The following is an 18,658-nucleotide window of genomic DNA, read 5'->3' as shown; positions in this document are numbered from 1 at the left end:
AGATGTGTCCCGAACAGCCCTGAACAGGCGGCAACTGCGCTCATCCCGGATGAGTATTTGAGGCCGCTCCATAACGCACGCACGACACCTTGACCATAAGTCGAATTGCCGCACCTGTGGCAAACGGGGTTCAATACCTGAACCCGAAGACTGATTGGCGGTGTCCGCGGAAGTTGCAAGAACTGCGAAAAGTCGGACATGGCGATCCTGGCAAACCCAGGTCCTATGCTGTCAATTAGGTAGCTGTAGATTGTGGAGACGCGTTAAATGGCGCAGAACGAATCGGTTGATGTAGTACTGGTAGGCGCGGGCATCATGAGTGCCACCCTGGCCGTACTGCTCAAGGAGCTCGACCCGACCCTGAAGCTTGAGGTCGTCGAGGCGATGGACTCCGGGGCCGCGGAAAGCTCCAACCCCTGGAACAACGCAGGTACCGGCCACGCTGGCCTGTGCGAGCTTAACTACACGCCCCAGGCCGCCGATGGCAGCATCGACATCAAGAAGGCCGTGCACATCAACACCCAGTTCGAGGTCTCGCGCCAGTTCTGGGCCTACCTGAGCAAGAAGAGCAACTTCGGCTCGGCGCGTGCTTTCATCAACCCTGTCCCGCACCTGAGCTACGTCGAAGGTGAAAAGGGTGTGTCCTTCCTCAAGAAGCGCTTCGAGCTGCTCAAGCAGCATCACGCCTTCACCGAGATGGAATACACCGAAGACAAGGCCGTGATGAAGGACTGGATGCCGCTGATGATGCCCGGCCGCCCGGCCGACCAGCACATCGCCGCCACCCGCGTGGCGAAAGGCACCGACGTCAACTTCGGCGCGCTGACCAACAAGATGCTCAAGCTGCTGGCCGACACCCCGGACACGCAGGTCAAGTACAGCAAGAAAGTCGTCGGCCTGCGCCGTAACGGCAGCGGCTGGACCGTGAGCATCAAGGACGTCAACAGCGGCGGCAGCCGTGAAGTCGATGCCCGCTTCGTGTTCCTCGGCGCCGGCGGCGCGGCCCTGCCGCTGCTGCAGCTTTCCGGCATCCCCGAGAGCAAAGGCTTCGGCGGCTTCCCGGTCAGCGGCCAGTGGTTGCGCTGCGACAACCCGGAAATCGTCAAACTGCACCAGGCCAAGGTCTACAGCCAGGCCGCAGTCGGCGCGCCACCGATGTCGGTGCCGCACCTGGATACCCGCGTGGTGGACGGCAAGACCTCGTTGCTGTTCGGCCCTTACGCCGGCTTTACCACCAAGTTCCTCAAGCATGGCTCGTTGATGGACCTGCCGCTGTCGGTACGCATGGGCAACATCGGCCCAATGCTGGCCGTAGCCCGCGACAACATGGACCTGACCAAGTACCTGGTCAGTGAAGTGATGCAGTCGATGGAGCAACGCCTGGAAGCCCTGCGTCGCTTCTACCCGCAGGCTAAAGCCGAAGACTGGCGCCTGGAAGTGGCCGGCCAACGCGTGCAGATCATCAAGAAAGACCCGAAAAAAGGCGGCATTCTGCAGTTCGGTACCGAGCTGGTCTCGGCTCAGGACGGCAGCCTGGCGGCGCTGCTCGGCGCATCGCCGGGTGCTTCGGTCACCGTTTCGATCATGCTCGAACTGATCGAGCGCTGCTTCCCCGAGCAGGCCAAAGGTGCCTGGGCTGCCAAGCTCAAGGAGATCTTCCCGGCTCGCGAGAAGACCTTGGCAACCGATGCTGCGCTGTACCGCAAGATCAGTGCCGACAACGATGCGGCGCTGGAACTGGTAGAAGACAGCCCGGCCCAGCATTACGCCTGAGCTGGCTGAAACGAAAAAACGCCCCTCGGGGCGTTTTTTTGTGGCTGCGATACAGGCTACACATCAGCCCCGAGCTTTCTCGATGACCTCGATGTACTCCGGCGCACCGCGCTGGTCGGCGATTACCTCGACAAAGGTCTTGCCGTGCTCGTCCTTGCCATCCAGGTCCAGGCCAGCTTCGACGAAGAAGCGGACGAAACGCTCGAAGTCGTCAATACGCAGACCGCGGTAAGCCTTGATCAGCTTGTGCTGAGAAGGCGAAGTCACGCCATCGGCCGGCTCGAACTGAAGGTACGACTTGATGTAGTCGTCGCTGATTTCGTCACCGATTACCTGTTTCTTGTCTTTACGCATTGCCGACTCCAACTGGACCATCACGGAATTTCGAAGGCCGGCAGTTTACCCCCCGCAGGGCGCACGCCTCAACGCGTACGTACGGTCCCGGTGTGCAGGTCGGCCCAGATATGGCCGTTGCCATAGGTCAGAAACTGTACGTAGAGCGTCTCGTTGCGCAAAAGGTCCATGATCACGCGGTAATCGCTGACCGGGTAATTGAGGCTCAAGGTGCGGGTTTTTTCGTCATAGACCGGTTTTTTCAAGCTTTTGCCGGGCTCGCCATCGAAGGTCAGCAGCACCTGGGCAAGGGTGGCGCCCTTGCTCAGCGGCTTGCCCTTGAGGCGCATCTGCAACGAGGCGGTGATCGGGATCGGCTGCTGGTCGGACTGGCGCTGGGCACCTACTACGACCGAATAATCGGTCACCTGCAGCAGTTGCTGACCAGTCGGCGCTTCCTGGCGCAACGACAGGTCATCGGGCGGCAGAAACTGGCTGTGCAGGGGTGCTGCACCGATCGGCAGGCTGACCGCCAGCAGGAGGGGAACAATCGCACGCATGTGAGGCTCCTTGGCATGAACAGGCACTCTAGCATGCTGTGTTCAGCCTGTACCGGAGCCGCCGCTCAATCGAACTGCGCGTGCATCCAGGCCTGGTACTCGGCCACGCCCGCTTCGCCTTCGCGTGGCGCCCAGTGCGCATGCTCGCCCTCGCCCACCGGCCGGTACGGCCCGGCCTTGCACTCGAACAAGATGCTGTCTGGCTCCAGCACCACCAACCCATGGTAGGTACCGGGTGCCAGGTCCACGCCCAGGCAGTCACCGCCAGCCTGCAGCACACGCTTGTCGGTCAGCGCGCCCTGCTCATCGAAAATCAGCAGGCCCAGGCGCCCCTTGAGCACGATCAGTGCTTCGGCCTTGTCGTCATTCAGATGCCGATGCGGCGGGATGTACGTGCTCGGCTGCAACCCGACCGCCATGCGGTGGCAGGGCTCTTCCATCTCGTGGAAATTGTGGTGCTGCCGCCCGCGAGGGTTGGCGGCAGCCTTTTGCGCCAGCCCAGCGAACAGCGATTGGTCGATGAACGCGGGCTGGCGCATGGTCACAGCCCCTTGACGGCGAAGATGCCGTTGGCGTTGCGCCAGTAGCCTTTGTAATCCATGCCATAGCCGAAGATGTAGCGATCGACGCACGGCAGGCCGACGTAGTTGGCCTTGAGGTCCGGGCTGGCCTTGCGGTCGTGGTCCTTGTCGATCAACACCGCGGTGTGCACCGAGCGAGCGCCGGCATGCTTGCAGAACTCGATGATGGCGCTGAGGGTGTGGCCTTCGTCGAGGATGTCGTCGACGATCAGCACGTCACGGTCGATGAACGAGACTTCAGGCTTGGCCTTCCAGAACAGCTCACCGCCGCTGGTCTGGTTGCGGTAGCGGGTGGCGTGCAGGTACGACGCTTCCAGCGGGAACTGCAGGTGAGTCAGCAGCTTGCCGGTGAAAATCAGGCCGCCATTCATCACGCAGAAGACCACCGGGTTCTTGTCGTGCAGGTCTTTGCAGATCTGCTCGCCGACCTTGGCGATGGCCGCTTCGACTTCGGCTTCGTTGTACAGACAGTCAGCTTCGCGCATGACTTGACGGATGTGCTCGAGATCGGCGGACATTGCGCTCTCCGGGGGTATTTTGGAAAAGCGGGCAAAGGTACGCATCCGCTCGTCACAGATCAAGCATTTATGGACTAACGTCCAAAAGGACTACACGACAGCACAGGTTGAATAGATTAATCTAGCGCGGTTTTTTTGCCCGCCTTTCGGAGCCCCCCCTATGCCCACTCGTGAGATCCGCCATCCGCTGATCCGCCACAAGCTCGGCCTCATGCGCCGTGCCGACATCAGCACCAAGAATTTTCGCGAACTCGCCCAGGAAGTCGGCGCGCTCCTGACCTATGAAGCCACTCAAGACCTGCCGTTGGAAACCTACGAGATCGACGGCTGGTGCGGCAAGGTGCAGGTCGAAAAAATCGCCGGCAAGAAGATTACCGTGGTGCCGATCCTGCGCGCCGGTATCGGCATGCTCGACGGCGTGCTCAGCCTGATTCCGGGTGCCAAGGTCAGTGCCGTTGGCGTCGCGCGCAACGAGGAAACCCTCGAAGCCCACACCTACCTGGAAAAGCTCGCACCGGATATCAACCAGCGCCTGGCCTTGATCATCGACCCGATGCTGGCCACCGGCGCCTCGATGGTCGCCACCATCGACCTGCTGAAAAAGGCTGGCTGCAAGGAAATCCGCGCCATGGTCCTGGTTGCAGCACCGGAAGGTATCGACGTGGTGGAAAAAGCCCACCCCGACGTACAGATCTACACCGCCTCGATCGACCAGCGCCTCAACGAGCACGGCTACATCGTGCCGGGCCTGGGTGATGCCGGCGACAAGATCTTCGGCACCAAGCAAAAGGACGCCTGACCATGCAGGACGGCTTCAACGACCCGCTCTGGCGCCAGGTCGTTTCGGGCGCGCAGATGCTCTTCGTGGCATTTGGCGCGCTGGTGCTGATGCCACTGATCACCGGCCTCGACCCGAACGTCGCGCTGTTCACTGCTGGCATCGGTACGCTGCTGTTCCAACTGGTCACCGGCCGTCAGGTACCGGTGTTCCTGGCGTCGAGCTTTGCCTTCATCACCCCGATCATCCTTGCCAAGGGCCAGTTCGGCCTGGCCGAGACCATGGGCGGCGTGATGGCCGCAGGCTTCGTCTACACCTTCATGGGGCTGATGGTCAAAATCAAAGGCACCGGTTTCATCGACCGCATGCTGCCGCCCGTGGTGATTGGCCCGGTGATCATCTCGATCGGCCTGGCCATGGCGCCGATCGCCGCCAACATGGCCATGGGCAAGGGCGGTGATGGTGCTGCGCTGATGCCTTACCAGACCGCCATGCTGATCTCGATGCCGGCGCTGCTGACCACCTTGATCGTCGCGGTGTTCGGCAAGGGCATCTTCCGCCTGGTACCGATCATCTCCGGCGTGCTGGTGGGCTTTGCCCTGGCGTTCGCCTTCGGTGTGGTCGACACCGCCAAGATTGCCGCCGCGCCTTGGCTGGAGATCCCCAACTTCACCGCGCCGGCGTTCAACTGGCAGGCCATCCTGTTCATCGTGCCGGTGGCGTTGGCGCCGGCGATCGAACACATCGGCGGGGTGATCGCTGTGGGCAGCGTGACCGGCCGCGACTACCTGAAAAAGCCCGGCCTGCATCGCACCTTGCTGGGTGATGGCCTGGCGACCACGGCTGCCGGCCTGTTCGGTGGCCCGCCCAACACCACCTACGCCGAAGTGACCGGCGCGGTGATGCTGACCAAGAACTACAACCCGAAGATCATGACCTGGGCGGCGATCTTTGCCATCACCCTGGCCTTCATCGGCAAGTTCGGCGCGCTGCTGCAGAGCATTCCGGTACCGGTCATGGGCGGTATTCTGTGCCTGCTGTTCGGTTCGATCGCGGCGGTGGGCATGAACACCATGATCCGCCACAAGATCGACCTGGCCGAAGCGCGCAACCTGGTGATCGTTTCGGTGACCCTGGTGTTCGGCATTGGCGGGGTCTTGATCGGCAGCGGTGACGGCCCGGACGACTGGGGCCTCAAGGGTATTTCCCTGTGCGCCGTAGTGGCCATTGCCCTGAACCTCATTCTGCCGGGCAATGACGGCTGGAAGAACAAGAAGCTGGATGTGTAAGAGCGGCCTTGCCAGACCGCTCGCAAAGGGCCGCAATGCGGCCCTTTGCATTCAAGCCTTTTCGCACATCCCCGCCAACACCCGCACCCACTCCGGCTGATCATTCAGGCACGGCACCAGCACCAACTCCTCGCCCCCCGCCTCGATGAACTGCTCCTTGCCGCGGTCGCCAATCTCTTCCAGCGTCTCGATGCAATCGGCAACGAACGCGGGGCACATCACCAGCAGCTTCTTCACCCCCGCAGCAGCCAGTTCATCCAAGCGATTCTCGGTGTAGGGTTCGATCCACTTGTCCCGCCCCAGCCGCGACTGGAACGACACCGACCACTTGCCGTGCGGGATACCCATTTTCTGCGCAAACGCCTTGGCCGTGGCCTGACATTGCCCTCGATAGCACACTGCGCGCTCCTCGGCACTGGCGTCCTTGCAACAATCGGCCGCTCGGAAATCATGCTTGCCGGTGGGGTCCAGCTTCTTCAGGTGCCGCTCCGGCAGCCCATGGAAACTCAGCAGAAGGTGATCGTAATCCTGCTCCAGATAGGGCCTGGCACTGGCCACCAGCGCGTCGATGTAGTCGGGATGATCGTAGAACGGCTGCAGCACACGCATCTGCAGCGGCAGCTGGCGTTCGCTGATGGTCTGCTTCGCCTGCTCGACCACCGTGGTAACCGTACTGTCGGCAAACTGTGGATAAAGCGGTGCCAGGGTGACCGTGCGCACGCCTTGGGCGGCCAGGCGCTCGAGCACCTCGGGCAATGCCGGCTGGCCATAGCGCATGGCCATCTCCACCGGGCCATGGGGCCAGTGCTCGACCATCGCCGCTTGCAGACGGCGGGTCAGCACCACCAGTGGCGAACCGTCCTCCCACCAAATGGAGGCGTAGGCGTGCGCCGACTGTTCCGGGCGCTTGATCAAGATCAGTGAGACCAGCAAGCGCCGCACCGGCCAGGGCAGGTCGATCACGTACGGGTCCATCAGGAACTGGTTGAGGTAACGGCGCACATCGGCCACCGAAGTGGAGGCCGGGGAACCCAGGTTGACCAGCAGCAGGGCGTGATCAGTCATGCAGCGTCCTATGTCAGAGGCGGCTGGACAAGTCGTCCAGGGCCGATTGCAGATCATTGAAACGGAAGGTGAACCCTGCCGCCAGCAAGCGCACCGGGCGCGCCCGCTGGCCACCGAGCAACAGCGTCGACAGCTCGCCAAGGCCGGCCTTGAGCAACAGCGCAGGCACGGGCAGCACGGCCGGCCGGTGCATGGCCCGGCCCAGGCGCTTGGCGAACTCGCGGTTGCGCACAGGCTCTGGGGCGCAGGCATTATAAGGACCGCTGGCGTCCTTGTGCTGCAAGAGAAAATCAATCAGGGCGACCTGGTCGTCTATATGGACCCACGGCATCCACTGCCGGCCATCGCCCAACGGCCCGCCCAGCCCCAGTTTGAAGGGCAGGCGCAGGCGCGACAAAAAGCCGCCATCGCTGGCCAGCACCAGCCCCGTTCGCACCAGCACCACCCGGATGCCTTGTGCCTGCGAACGCTGGGCGGTTTCTTCCCAGGCGATGCACAACTGGCTGGCAAAATCTTCGCGTACCGGCTGCGATACCTCGGTCAGTTCGCGCTCACCGCCATCCCCGTACCAGCCCACCGCAGACCCGGAGATCAGCACCTCCGGGCGCTGCTCGCGGCTGCCCAGCCAAGCCAGCAACTGCTCGGTCAGGGTGACCCGGCTGGCCCACAGCAGGTTACGCCGGGCGCCGGTCCAAGGCCGATCGGCAATCGGCGCGCCGGCCAAGTTGATGACCGCATCCAACTGATCATCCGCCTGCAGTTCTTCAAGCCGGGCGATGCCGCGCACCTGGCTACCGCACAGTTTGGGTACCTGATCAGGCCGGCGGCTCCAAACCGTAAGGCGATGGCCCTGGCCGAGCCAGAGCTGGCACAGGTGCCGGCCTATCAAACCGGTGCCGCCTGTCAGCAATATATGCATGGCTGTGTCCTCGCAGAATGCGGCAGTGGTCTATTTTTAGAACAAGGCACTTTTTTGACCCGACGCTCTCGGATAAACATAGGCCAACCTGCTCTATAAAGCGGAATAACCTTATACAAAATTTGTGCATTGTACAGGTTTGCCTGACAGCGTAGTCTGCTCACAGCAAGGTTTGAAGAGGCCATCATGACAGTACCTATTGCCATCATCGGTGCCGGTATCGCCGGTCTTTCCGCCGCCCAGGCGCTGCAAAAGGCCGGGCAATCCGTGCATTTGTTCGACAAAGGCCACGGCAGTGGCGGGCGCATGGCCAGCAAGCGCAGCGACGCTGGCGCGCTGGACCTCGGCGCCCAGTATTTCACTGCCCGTGATCGGCGTTTCGTCGATCAGGTCCAGCAATGGGTGGCTGCGGGTTGGGCCGAGCAATGGAAGCCGCAACTGTACAACTACCGCGACGGCGAACTCACACCTTCCCCGGATGAGCAGACTCGCTGGGTAGGCGTGCCGCGCATGAGTGCCATCACCCGCGGCATGCTCAAGGATGTGACGGTCAACTTTGGCTGCCGCATCGCTGAAGTATTCCGCGGCAAGCAGTACTGGCACCTGCAAGACACCGAAGGCTGCAGCCACGGCCCGTTCAGCCGCGTGGTGATCGCGGTGCCTGCGCCGCAGGCAACGCCGTTACTGGCCTCGACGCCCAAACTGGCTGCCGTGGCCGCTGGCGTGCAGATGGAGCCTACCTGGGCCGTCGCCCTGGGCTTCCAGACGCCACTGGACACCCCCATGCAAGGTTGCTTCGTGCAGGACAACCCGCTCGACTGGCTGGCCCGCAACCGCAGCAAGCCCGGGCGTGACGAGCACCTCGACACCTGGGTGCTGCATGCCACGTCGAGCTGGAGCCGGCAGCATATCGACCTGCCCAAGGAAGAGGTGATCGAGCAGTTATGGGGCGAATTCGCCGAACTGGTCGGCTGCGTGGTGCCGGCACCCACCTTCTCCCTCGCCCACCGCTGGCTGTATGCACGCCCCACCAGCCACCATGAGTGGGGCGCGTTGGCCGATGCCGATCAGGGCCTGTACGCCTGCGGCGACTGGTGTTTGTCCGGCCGCGTCGAGGGGGCTTGGCTGAGTGGCCAGGAAGCCGCTCGCCGGCTGCTGGAGCATCTCGACTGAACGGGCGCTGAGCCTGTACAAAAAAATCAGTTTGCATAACGCCAAGGCTGTGCTGGAATAAACTTGTACAAAATAGATATCGCGTACAAGTTTATCGGAGACAGCCATGCAATCCCCTTCCGCTCACTGCAAGCCTCGCATCGCCATCAGCGCCTGCCTGACCGGGCACAGTGTGCGCTACAACGGTGGGCACAAGGCATCCGACTTGTGCCGCGCGCAACTTGAAGCGCACTTCGAATGGCTGCCGGTTTGCCCCGAGGTCGCTATCGGCCTCGGTGTACCGCGCGACCCTATTCGCCTGGTAGGCGACCCGGAGCAGCCGGAAGTGGTCGGTACCCGCAACCCCGGCATGGACCTCACCGGCCCGCTGCGCACCTATGGCGAGCAGATGGCCGGCGAGCTCGACGATATCTGCGGCTATATCTTCATGCAGAAGTCACCTTCGTGCGGGTTGGAGCGGGTCAAGGTCTACCAGGATAACGGCCACCCTGCGTTGCATAGCGGACGTGGTGTGTATGCCCAGGCCTTCTGCAACCTTCGCCCGGACCTGCCGGTGGAGGAGGAAGGCCGCCTGCATGACGCAGTGCTACGCGAAAACTTCATCAGCCGCGTATACGCCTATGCCGATTGGCAGCGCCTGCTGGCCGAAGGCTTGAGCCGCGGCGCCCTGGTGCGGTTTCACTCGCGCTACAAGTACCTGCTGATGGCCAACAACCCCCATGCCTACCGCACCCTGGGGCGACTACTGGGCAGCATGAGCCGGGATGACGACCCGCAGCAGGTCGGCCCACACTATTTCAGCCAGCTGATGCAGGCCCTGCGCCGCTGCGCCAGCCGTGGCACGCACTGCAACGTACTGCAGCACCTGAGCGGTTACTTCAAAGATGCCCTGACCCAGCAGGACAAGGCCGAACTGCAAGCCATCATCAGCCAGTACCAACAGGGCGTGGTGCCGCTGGTGGTGCCGCTGACGCTGCTCAAGCACCACCTGCGCAAGCACCCCGACCCTTACCTGATGCAGCAGGCCTACCTGCAGCCACACCCCGAAAGCCTAGGATTGCGCAATGCCGTCTGAGGCCCTGCTAGCGATCGGCGAACTCGCCCGCCGCACCGGCGTCAACCCAGTCACCCTACGGGCCTGGGAGCGCCGTTACGGCCTGCTCAAGCCACAGCGCACCGCAAAAGGGCATCGCTTGTATTCCAACGAGCAGGTCGAACGGGTCGAAGCGATCCTGGCCTGGCTGCAGCGCGGCGCATCGGTGGGGCAGGTACGCGAGCTGCTCGATAAACCGGCCAGCACCGCCCCACACAGCAACTGGCAGGCGCGACAGACGCAGTTGATCGAGGCTATCGCCAACCTCTCGCAGCGGGCACTTGACCAGCAACTCAACCAGGCCATGGCGCTGTACCCCGCCATTACCCTGTGCGAGCAATTGCTGCTACCCCTGCTCGACAGCCTGGACCTGCGCTGGCGCAACTATTTCAATGCACGGCTTGAGCAAGTGTTCTTCCACAGCTGGCTGCGCAGCAAACTCGGCGCCCGGGTGTATCACGACAACCAGCTGCTACAGGGTGCGCCAGTGCTGCTGGCCGAAGACAGCGAACGCGCCTTCGACCCTGAGCTGTGGCTGTGCGCCTGGCTGCTCAGCAGCAACGGCATCCCCGTCGAGGTGCTTGAACAGCCGGTGGGTGGCCCGCAACTGCAACGGGCCATCGCCGCGCTGCAACCGCGCGCCCTGTTGCTGCACCTGGGGCCACGCATCGACATCAAGGCCTTGCAGCGCACGCTGCAGGGTACGCCGGGGGCAAAACTGCTGGGCGGCGCTACGCTCGCCCTGCATGAAGCCCAACTGAACGCCCTCGACCTCCCCGACCTGCTCCTGTTCGATACCCCGCAGGCGGCATTGCGCTTGCTTCAAGGCAATGACCGCCGGCCTGTAGAGATGAATGCACCATGCAATTGATCTGGCTGCGCAGCGACCTGCGCATCGACGACAACACCGCCTTGAGCGCCGCCTGTGAGCGCGGCCCGACCGTCGCCCTGTGGCTGCTCAGCCCCGGCCAATGGCAGGCTCACGACGACGCCGCCTGCAAAGTAGACTTCTGGCTGCGCAACCTGCGCGCGCTGCGCCAGGCACTGGGCACACTCAACATCCCGCTGCTGATCCGCTCAATTGACAGGTGGGATCAGGCATCCGATGCAATAATGTCAGTATGCCATCAGCATCGGATAGATAGCGTGCACTGGAACGACGAGTACGGCATCAACGAACAGCGCCGCGACCAGGCTGTGCGGGCGCGGCTGGAGCAATCAGGCGTGCAGGCGCACAGCTACCTCGACCAGCTGTTCTTCCGCCCTGGCACCCTCCTTACCCGCAGTGGTGACTACTTCCAGGTCTTCAGCCAATTCAAGAAACGCTGCCTGGAGCATCTGCACCGCAGCCTCCCCGCGCTGGCCCCACGGCTAAAGCCCCAGGCGCCTCTGGCGATCGCCAGCGACCCGCTACCTGAGCATGTGCTGGGCTTCGACCCAGTACCGCGTGCCTTGCGCGATGGCTGGCCAGCGGGCGAAGCCGAAGCGCAAGCACGGCTGTCGCGTTTTCTCGAAGAGCGGGTGGAAGACTACCAACACCAGCGCGACCTCCCGGCCAAGCCCGGCACCAGCGAGCTCTCCGCCTACCTGGCCGCCGGGGTGATTTCGCCCCGGCAATGCCTGCACGGGGCCTTGGCCAGCAACCGTGGCGAGTTCGACAGCGGCAGCACCGGCATCCAGACCTGGGTCAACGAGTTGCTTTGGCGGGAGTTCTACAAGCACATCCTGGTGGGTTATCCACAGGTATCCCGTCACCGCGCTTTCCGTGCCCAGACCGAAGCCCTGCCCTGGCGTGATGCACCTGAAGACCTCGCGGCCTGGGAACAGGGGCGCACCGGTTTTCCGATCATCGATGCCGCCATGCGCCAGTTGCTGCACACCGGCTGGATGCACAACCGCCTGCGCATGATCGTCGCCATGTTCCTCAGCAAGAACCTGCTGATCGACTGGCGCAAAGGCGAGCGGCATTTCATGCGTCACCTGATAGACGGCGACCTGGCAGCCAACAACGGCGGCTGGCAGTGGAGCGCATCTACCGGCACCGACGCCGTGCCCTATTTCCGCATCTTCAACCCGGTTTCGCAGTCTCAGCGCTTCGATCCGCAGGGGCGCTTCATTCGTCACTGGGTACCGGAACTGCAGGCGCTGGATGATAAAGCCATTCATCAGCCAGTTAAGGCTGTGGATCTTTTTGCTACCCATTCGTATCACAATCCAATAGTCGATCTCGGCAGCAGTCGCCAGCGCGCATCAGAAGCCTTCAAAGGCCTTCCGCGTCGGCAGCATTAAGGGGCAGTATCGTGAATAGAGCTCGCAGTGTCTGGGTGACAGGGGCCACTAATGGATTAGGGCTGGCATTGGTACAACAGTTGCTCGAACAGGGGCACCGGGTAGCCGCAAGCGGCAGGGAGTGTGAAGCACTGGACACGCTGGGCGAACGCTACGGCACGCAATTGCTGCGCCTGCCGGGCCAGTTGCAGGCGCTGGATCAGGTCGAGGCAGCCAGCAAGCTGCTATTGGGCAACTGGGGGTCGCTGGACTGCCTGATCATCAATGCCGGCACCGGTGAGTATGTGGCCGACGCCATACCTGATGTCGAGCTGTTCGAGGCCATCGCCGCCAGCAACCTGCTGGCCAGCGAACAATGCCTGGCCAGTGCCTTGCCGCTGCTGACCAAGGGTGAAGCGCCTCAGGTAATGGCGATCCTCAATCGCTATTCAGCCTCGCAGCTGTTTGCGCCCACACAGGTTTCCAGCGGTTTCAACAGCACCGCGCAGTGGTTTCGCGAGCAACGCCAGGTACTGGGTCAACTGCAGATCAGCCTGACGGTGGTGGCGCCGCAATCATTGAAGACCCCCGTGACACCGGCGCAGGCTATGCCGGAGATGTGGACAGCGCAGAGCGCTGCCGAAGAACTGCTGCGGCGACTGCCGCTTCGAGAACCTGAACTGGTGCTGGAGACGCTGGACCCTAGCAGTTTGTGGCCGCTGCCGCGCTGACCCAAGGGTTGGCAAGGTGCTACCGCAGTGGGAGCGGCTCACCCGCTCCCACTGCCCAAGCAGGTGGGTTACAACGCCATACGGTAATGCAGGCTGTAGCTTTCCACACCATCGTTGGGCTGCTTTATACCGGCGTTGGAATAGTGGATGGCGCGCACGCCAATTTCATGCCCACCGGCAAAGCGCAAGCCGAAACCGATCCGGTCCTCGAACTGGAACGCCGAGCCTAGCTCGTTGCTTTCAAGCTCGGTGCTGGAGAAGGCCGCGACACCGATGCCCGCTTCGATGTAAGGCTTCACCGATTCCCCGGCAAACTCATAGACGAACACCGGCGCAAACGACAAGCTGTGGTTGCTCGCCGTCTCGTCACCCTGCCAATAGGTGTAAGCCCCATCCCAATAACCGGTGAGACGACCAACGCTGGTCTGCCACCAGCTCGCCTCCCAGTTCGACTGCAACCCCAGCCGATAGACCATGGTCGAGTCACCGGTCTGCCCCACCGAAAATGAAACATCGGCAGCCTGCGCCGACACCACTTGCCCCAAAGTTAAGGCGGCAACCGCCGCCAAGCCGAGCAGTTTCCTCATAAGAAACATCCTTCTTCCTGATGCTGTTGTTAGTGTTCGCCTCTTGCCAGGCAAATCGGTAGAAATCGGCAGTGGTACGATAGTTCAGCTGCTTTTGACGTTTTTTTCACAACGCAAAGCTTTGCACACTGTCGGACTTATGCCACAGCAACGGTAGGATTTTTCTCAGAGTTTGCGGGTCGGCACTGGTCCAGAAGCGGGTATCCAGCGCCGGGCCCTCGGCCAGCAGGTCGTTGGCGTGCAACAGCCGTTGCAGCTGGCGCGCCACGGCGGCGCCGGTATCGATGATGGCCACGTCTGCCGGCACCATGTCGGCCAGCAAGGGGCGCAGGAATGGGTAATGGGTGCAGCCAAGAATCAGCGTATCGCAGCCGGCATCCAGCAGTGGCTGCACAAACCCGAGCAGCAACTGGCGCAACGCGGGGCTGCCCAGGTCGCCGGTTTCAATCAGCTCTACCAGCCCTGGGCAAGGCTGGGTGACCACCCGTACATCGCTGGCGAAGCGGTCGAGCAATGCCGCGAACTTGGCGCTCTGCAAAGTCCCGGTAGTGGCCAGCACCCCGACCACACCGGAGCGGGTGGCGGCGGCTGCAGGCTTTACCGCAGGCTCCATACCCACCAGCGGCCAGACCGGGTACAGCTCACGCAGGTCGGCAACCGCCGCCACCGTGGCGGTATTGCAGGCCAGGACCATGGCCTTGGCGCCTTGCTGCTGGAAGAACTCGGCAATGCGTCGGCAGCGCTGGCGGATGTAGTCCGCCGACTTCTCACCGTAGGGCACGTGACCGCAATCGGCCACATACAGCAGGGTTTCGTTGGGCAGCAGGCGCTGGATCTCGGCAAGCACCGACAAACCGCCGACCCCCGAATCCATCACGCCAATCGGCGCCGAACGCTCAGCCATCGCGCTTGCCGCAGACAGCGCAGGCCGGGTCGCGCTTGACCCGCAGTTCACGTATGCGCGTGCCGAGGGCATCAATCAGCAGCAGGCGGCCCACCAGTGGCTCGCCGAACCCAGCCAGCAGCTTCATGGCTTCCAGCGCCTGCAGGCTACCTACCAGCCCCACCAGCGGGCCGATCACGCCGGCTTCGCTGCAGGTCAGTTCATCCTCGCTGCCATGGCCATACAGGCAGTGGTAACACGGGCTGTAGTCACGCCGTGGGTCGAACACCGAAAGCTGGCCCTCGAGGCGGATCGCCGCCCCACTGACCAACGGCTTGCCAGCAGCGACGCAGGCGGCATTGACCGCCTCGCGCGTGGAAAAGTTGTCGGAGCAGTCCAGCACCAGGTCGACCGCAGCCACCGCTGCGGCCAGCGAATCTTCGTCCAGCGCCTGGCGGTGAGCGACCAGGCTGATCTCCGGGTTGATCGCCCCCAGGCGCTGCAGCGCCGAGTCCACCTTGCTCATGCCGACGCTGTCGCTGTCGTGCATCACCTGGCGTTGCAGATTGGTCAGGTCGACGGTGTCGAAATCTGCCAGGTGCAACTCGCCCACCCCCGCCGCAGCCAGGTACAGCGCCACAGGTGAGCCCAGCCCACCGAGGCCGACGATCAGCGCCTTGCTCTGCTTGAGGCGCAACTGGCCGTCGATATCGATCTGCGCCAGCAGCACTTGCCGGCTGTAGCGCAACAGTTCCTGATCACTCAGCATGGCAGGCGCCCCAGGGTAATGCGTTCATGGCTGCCCAGGTCGATGCGGCTGGCAACCTCGGCAAAGCCTTGTTCAGTCAGCAAGGCGCGCACCGCCGCTGCCTGATCATAACCATGCTCCAACAGCAACCAGCCGCCTGGCAGCAAATGCTGCGGCGCCTGGGCAATGATCACGCGCAGGTCGTCCAGGCCATCGGCACCTGCCACCAGTGCGCTGCTGGGTTCGAAACGCACATCGCCAGCGGCCAGGTGGGGGTCTTCGCTGGCAATGTAGGGGGGGTTGCTGACAATCAGGTCGAAACGCTCATCGCCGAGCTGGTCAAACCAGTGGCTGACGTGCACCTGCACATTGCCCAGCCCCAGGCGCTGGCGGTTGCGCTCGGCCAGCGCGGCGGCCTCCTCGACACGGTCCACCGCCATCACCTGCCAGGCCGGGCGGTCGCCGGCCAGGGCCAAGGCAATGGCCCCGGTGCCGGTGCCCAGGTCGAGCACCTTGGCAGGTGTCGCAGGCTGAAGCTCCAGGGCGGTCTCGACCAGCAGCTCGGTGTCCGGGCGCGGGATCAGCGTATGCGGTGCCACTTCCAGGTCGATCTTCCAGAACCCCTGCTGCCCAAGGATATACGCCACCGGCTCACCGCTGCGGCGGCGCTGCAGGTAACCGGCATAAGTGTCGGCCGCTTCGCTGCTGACGATGCGCTCGGGCCAGGTATGCAGGTAGCTGCGCGACTTGCCGATGGCCGCAGCCAACAACAGTTCGGCGTCCAGCCGCTCGGTGGGCGATTCGGGCAACTGCGCATTGCGCAGCAAGCTGGCGATGATGGTCATCAGTCCCCCAGGGCGGCCAGTTGATCGGCCTGGTACTCGGCCAACAGCGGTTCGATCACGGCGTCGACGCCACCGGCAAGGATGTCGTCCAGCGAATACAAGGTCAGGTTGATGCGGTGATCGGTTACCCGGCCCTGTGGATAATTGTAGGTGCGGATACGCTCGGAGCGGTCACCGGAGCCCACCAGCAGCTTGCGCTCACTGGCGATGGCATTCTGCGCGGCGCTGGTCTGCATGTCGTTGAGCTTGGCCGACAGCCAGGACATGGCACGGGCACGGTTCTTGTGCTGCGAGCGTTCTTCCTGGCACTCGACCACGATACCGGTGGGCAAGTGAGTAATGCGAACCGCCGAGTCGGTCTTGTTGATGTGCTGGCCACCGGCCCCGGAAGCGCGGTAGGTGTCCACGCGCAAGTCGGCCGGGTTGATCTCGATCACCGCCTGCTCATCGGGCTCGGGCAGCACGGCCACGGTACAAGCGGAGGTGTGGATGCGCCCCTGCGACTCGGTCTCGGGCACCCGTTGCACACGATGCGCACCAGACTCGAACTTAAGCTTGCCGTAAACGTTTTCGCCTTCGACGCGGGCGATGATTTCCTTGTAGCCGCCGTGTTCGCCTTCGTTCTCGGACAAAATCTCCAGACGCCAGCCACGCTTTTCGGCGTAGCGCGAATACATGCGGAACAGGTCACCCGAGAAGATCGCCGCCTCGTCACCACCGGTGCCAGCGCGGATTTCGAGGAACACGTTACGCCCGTCGTTGGGGTCCTTGGGCAGCAGCATGCGTTGCAGCTGCGCCTCCATCGCCAGCAGTTGCTCCTTGGCTTCGCGCACTTCCTCCACGGCCATTTCGCGCATATCCGGATCGCTGTCCTTGAGCAGCGCCTGGGCACCTTCAAGGTCGTCCTGGACTTTGCGCCATGCCTGATAGGCCGTGTGAACCGGCTCGACCTCGGCGTATTCGCGGGAATAAGCACGGAAACGCGTCTGGTCGCTGATGACCTCAGCGTCACCGAGCAGTGCGGTCAGTTCTTCGAAGCGGTCCTGGAGAATATCCAGTTTGTTCAGCAGCGACGCTTTCATTGCAGGGATTTGTCCGTCGAGCCCTCGTTGAGGGCAAAGAGTTCCTGGGCCATGGCCAGCGCATCGAGGCGGCCCTCGGCCGAGAGCTTTTTCAACTGCACGCTGGGCGCATGCAGAAGTTTGTTGGTCAGGCCCCGGGCCAGTTGGGCCAGCACGTCCTCGGGGTTGCCGCCGTTGGCCAGCAGGCGCTGGGCTTTTTGCAGCTCTTCGTCGCGCAGGCGCTCGCTTTGCTGGCGGTAGGCCTTGAGCACGTCCACCGCAGCCAGTTCGCGCAGGCGCACCATGAAGTCTTCGGCGCCCACCGACACCAGCTCTTCGGCAGCCTGGGCCGCACCCTGGCGGCTCTTGAGGTTTTCTGCGACTACGTCGTGCAGGTCATCGACGGTATACAGGTAGACGTCGTCGAGCTCGCCCACTTCGGGTTCGATATCACGCGGCACGGCGATGTCGACCATGAAAATCGGCTTGTGACGGCGTTGTTTCAGCGCGCTCTCGACCGCGCCCTTGCCAAGGATCGGCAACTGGCTGGCGGTGGAGCTGATGACGATGTCACTGTTGGCCAGTTCCTGGGGGATGTCGGCCAGCAGCACGGCATGTGCGCCGAACTGCTCGGCCAGCGTGCTGGCACGCTCCAGGGTACGGTTGGCCACCACGATCCGGCGCACACCTTGCTCATGCAGGTGGCGGGCGACCAGGGTGATGGTCTCGCCGGCCCCGATCAGCAGGGCCTGGCTGCGGCCCAGGTCACTGAAGATCTGCCGCGCCAGGCTCACCGCGGCGAACGCCACCGAAACCGGGTTTTCGCCGATCGCGGTGTCGGTGCGCACCTGTTTGGCGGCACTGAAGGTGGCCTGGAACAGGCGCCCGAGCAGTGGGCCAACGGTACCGGCCTCACGCGCCACGGCGTAGGCGGACTTCATCTGGCCGAGGATCTGCGGCTCGCCGAGCACCAGCGAATCGAGGCCAGAGGCCACGCGCATCATGTGCCGCACCGCATCGTGCTCTTCATGGATGTAGGCGCTGGCGCGCAGTTCATCCAGGCTCAGCCGGTGGTAATCGGCCAGCCACAGCAGTACGGCCTCGGCAGACAGGTGGTCCTGCTCTATATAAAGCTCGCTACGGTTGCAGGTCGACAGGATCGCCGCTTCACGGCTGGCGGTCAGTCGGCAGAGCTGTTGCAGGGCGTCCACCAGCTGCTCTGGGGTAAACGCCACGCGCTCGCGTACGTCTACCGAGGCAGTCTTATGGTTGATACCAAGTGCAAGAAAGGCCATGCAAGGTCGCTGGTTGTGACGAGAAGCCGATAATTGTCCTCTTTCGCAGGTTTTAGAACAACCACCGTTCGCTATTGTCGTGTAGGAGCGGCCTTGCGTCGCGAAAGGGCTGCGCAGCGGCCCCGGCAATATCTCTGACAAACCTGAAAACCTGGGGC

20 protein-coding genes are annotated in these 18,658 nt (G+C 63.0%); 8 read left to right on the top strand and 12 right to left on the bottom strand.

Annotation, left to right across the window (positions count from 1 at the left end):
* Nucleotides 1-267: 267 nt before the first annotated feature.
* The gene (gene mqo, locus LOY26_RS03805; RefSeq protein ID WP_186660253.1) at nucleotides 268-1,773 is read left to right on the top strand and encodes a malate dehydrogenase (quinone); all 1,506 of its coding nucleotides are present in this window, start codon (nucleotides 268-270) and stop codon (nucleotides 1,771-1,773) included.
* A gap of 63 nt (nucleotides 1,774-1,836) precedes the next feature.
* On the opposite strand, the gene LOY26_RS03800 is transcribed toward mqo, so the two are convergent.
* From LOY26_RS03800 to LOY26_RS03785, 4 genes are all read right to left on the bottom strand, one after another.
* Nucleotides 1,837-2,127, bottom strand: a complete 291-nt coding sequence (locus tag LOY26_RS03800) for a PA4642 family protein (protein WP_033701304.1) — start codon at nucleotides 2,125-2,127, stop codon at nucleotides 1,837-1,839.
* A 68-nt stretch (nucleotides 2,128-2,195) separates the two neighbouring features.
* On the bottom strand, nucleotides 2,196-2,666 hold the full coding sequence (locus LOY26_RS03795; protein WP_033701305.1) for a hypothetical protein: 471 nt from the start codon (nucleotides 2,664-2,666) through the stop codon (nucleotides 2,196-2,198).
* A gap of 65 nt (nucleotides 2,667-2,731) precedes the next feature.
* The gene (locus LOY26_RS03790) at nucleotides 2,732-3,205 is read right to left on the bottom strand and encodes a WbuC family cupin fold metalloprotein (RefSeq protein WP_258714414.1); all 474 of its coding nucleotides are present in this window, start codon (nucleotides 3,203-3,205) and stop codon (nucleotides 2,732-2,734) included.
* 2 nt (nucleotides 3,206-3,207) lie between these two features.
* On the bottom strand, nucleotides 3,208-3,765 hold the full coding sequence (locus LOY26_RS03785) for a hypoxanthine-guanine phosphoribosyltransferase (RefSeq protein WP_033701308.1): 558 nt from the start codon (nucleotides 3,763-3,765) through the stop codon (nucleotides 3,208-3,210).
* A 160-nt stretch (nucleotides 3,766-3,925) separates the two neighbouring features.
* Between LOY26_RS03785 and upp the strand changes: the two genes are divergently transcribed.
* Both upp and LOY26_RS03775 read left to right on the top strand, forming a co-directional pair.
* On the top strand, nucleotides 3,926-4,564 hold the full coding sequence (upp, locus tag LOY26_RS03780; protein WP_033701309.1) for a uracil phosphoribosyltransferase: 639 nt from the start codon (nucleotides 3,926-3,928) through the stop codon (nucleotides 4,562-4,564).
* 2 nt (nucleotides 4,565-4,566) lie between these two features.
* Nucleotides 4,567-5,832, top strand: coding sequence for a uracil-xanthine permease family protein (locus tag LOY26_RS03775; RefSeq protein ID WP_033701311.1), 1,266 nt, complete (start codon nucleotides 4,567-4,569; stop codon nucleotides 5,830-5,832).
* Nucleotides 5,833-5,883: 51 nt separating this feature from the next.
* Here LOY26_RS03775 and hemH read toward each other — a convergent pair whose 3' ends face one another.
* Nucleotides 5,884-6,897 (bottom strand): ferrochelatase, encoded by a 1,014-nt coding sequence (hemH, locus tag LOY26_RS03770; protein ID WP_258714413.1) that lies wholly within the window; start codon nucleotides 6,895-6,897, stop codon nucleotides 5,884-5,886.
* Nucleotides 6,898-6,910: 13 nt separating this feature from the next.
* Entirely contained in the window at nucleotides 6,911-7,816 is a 906-nt protein-coding gene (locus LOY26_RS03765) for a TIGR01777 family oxidoreductase (RefSeq protein ID WP_033701313.1), read from the bottom strand.
* Between the two features lie 186 nt (nucleotides 7,817-8,002).
* Here LOY26_RS03765 and LOY26_RS03760 point away from each other — a divergent pair, with 186 nt between their 5' ends.
* The 5 genes from LOY26_RS03760 (at nucleotide 8,003) to LOY26_RS03740 (ending at nucleotide 13,081) form a co-directional block, all read left to right on the top strand.
* Complete coding sequence (locus LOY26_RS03760) at nucleotides 8,003-8,989, top strand: NAD(P)/FAD-dependent oxidoreductase (protein ID WP_186662873.1); 987 nt, start codon at nucleotides 8,003-8,005, stop codon at nucleotides 8,987-8,989.
* 106 nt (nucleotides 8,990-9,095) lie between these two features.
* Nucleotides 9,096-10,064: a DUF523 and DUF1722 domain-containing protein gene (locus LOY26_RS03755; protein WP_033701316.1), complete on the top strand. Its 969-nt coding sequence runs from the start codon at nucleotides 9,096-9,098 to the stop codon at nucleotides 10,062-10,064.
* Nucleotides 10,054-10,953, top strand: a complete 900-nt coding sequence (locus LOY26_RS03750; RefSeq protein ID WP_186662872.1) for a MerR family transcriptional regulator — start codon at nucleotides 10,054-10,056, stop codon at nucleotides 10,951-10,953. Before LOY26_RS03755 ends, LOY26_RS03750 begins: the two co-directional genes overlap by 11 nt.
* Complete coding sequence (phrB, locus tag LOY26_RS03745) at nucleotides 10,944-12,371, top strand: deoxyribodipyrimidine photo-lyase (RefSeq protein ID WP_258714412.1); 1,428 nt, start codon at nucleotides 10,944-10,946, stop codon at nucleotides 12,369-12,371. Before LOY26_RS03750 ends, phrB begins: the two co-directional genes overlap by 10 nt.
* Nucleotides 12,372-12,382: 11 nt before the next feature.
* Nucleotides 12,383-13,081, top strand: coding sequence for an SDR family oxidoreductase (locus LOY26_RS03740; RefSeq protein WP_258714411.1), 699 nt, complete (start codon nucleotides 12,383-12,385; stop codon nucleotides 13,079-13,081).
* 68 nt (nucleotides 13,082-13,149) lie between these two features.
* Here the strand turns inward: LOY26_RS03740 and LOY26_RS03735 are convergent, their stop codons facing one another.
* From LOY26_RS03735 to hemA, 6 genes are all read right to left on the bottom strand, one after another.
* Nucleotides 13,150-13,668, bottom strand: coding sequence for an acyloxyacyl hydrolase (locus LOY26_RS03735; protein ID WP_033701321.1), 519 nt, complete (start codon nucleotides 13,666-13,668; stop codon nucleotides 13,150-13,152).
* Between the two features lie 106 nt (nucleotides 13,669-13,774).
* On the bottom strand, nucleotides 13,775-14,572 hold the full coding sequence (gene murI / locus LOY26_RS03730; protein WP_186660271.1) for a glutamate racemase: 798 nt from the start codon (nucleotides 14,570-14,572) through the stop codon (nucleotides 13,775-13,777).
* Nucleotides 14,565-15,320: a molybdopterin-synthase adenylyltransferase MoeB gene (locus tag LOY26_RS03725; RefSeq protein WP_033701323.1), complete on the bottom strand. Its 756-nt coding sequence runs from the start codon at nucleotides 15,318-15,320 to the stop codon at nucleotides 14,565-14,567. The genes murI and LOY26_RS03725 overlap by 8 nt, the downstream gene beginning before the upstream one ends.
* Nucleotides 15,314-16,144 (bottom strand): peptide chain release factor N(5)-glutamine methyltransferase, encoded by an 831-nt coding sequence (prmC, locus tag LOY26_RS03720; protein ID WP_186660273.1) that lies wholly within the window; start codon nucleotides 16,142-16,144, stop codon nucleotides 15,314-15,316. The genes LOY26_RS03725 and prmC overlap by 7 nt, the downstream gene beginning before the upstream one ends.
* Nucleotides 16,144-17,226 carry a peptide chain release factor 1 gene (gene prfA / locus LOY26_RS03715; protein ID WP_186660275.1) on the bottom strand — a complete coding sequence of 361 codons (1,083 nt, stop codon included), beginning with the start codon at nucleotides 17,224-17,226 and terminating at the stop codon, nucleotides 16,144-16,146. The genes prmC and prfA overlap by 1 nt, the downstream gene beginning before the upstream one ends.
* Nucleotides 17,223-18,500, bottom strand: a complete 1,278-nt coding sequence (gene hemA / locus LOY26_RS03710; protein WP_033701328.1) for a glutamyl-tRNA reductase — start codon at nucleotides 18,498-18,500, stop codon at nucleotides 17,223-17,225. Before hemA ends, prfA begins: the two co-directional genes overlap by 4 nt.
* Nucleotides 18,501-18,658 lie beyond the last annotated feature (158 nt).

Origin of the sequence: Pseudomonas sp. B21-047, assembly GCF_024748775.1 — a bacterium.
GTDB classification, from domain to species: Bacteria; Pseudomonadota; Gammaproteobacteria; order Pseudomonadales; family Pseudomonadaceae; genus Aquipseudomonas; species Aquipseudomonas capeferrum.
Note: the sequence above shows the minus strand (reverse complement) of the source record. Positions and strands in the feature narration are given on the sequence as shown.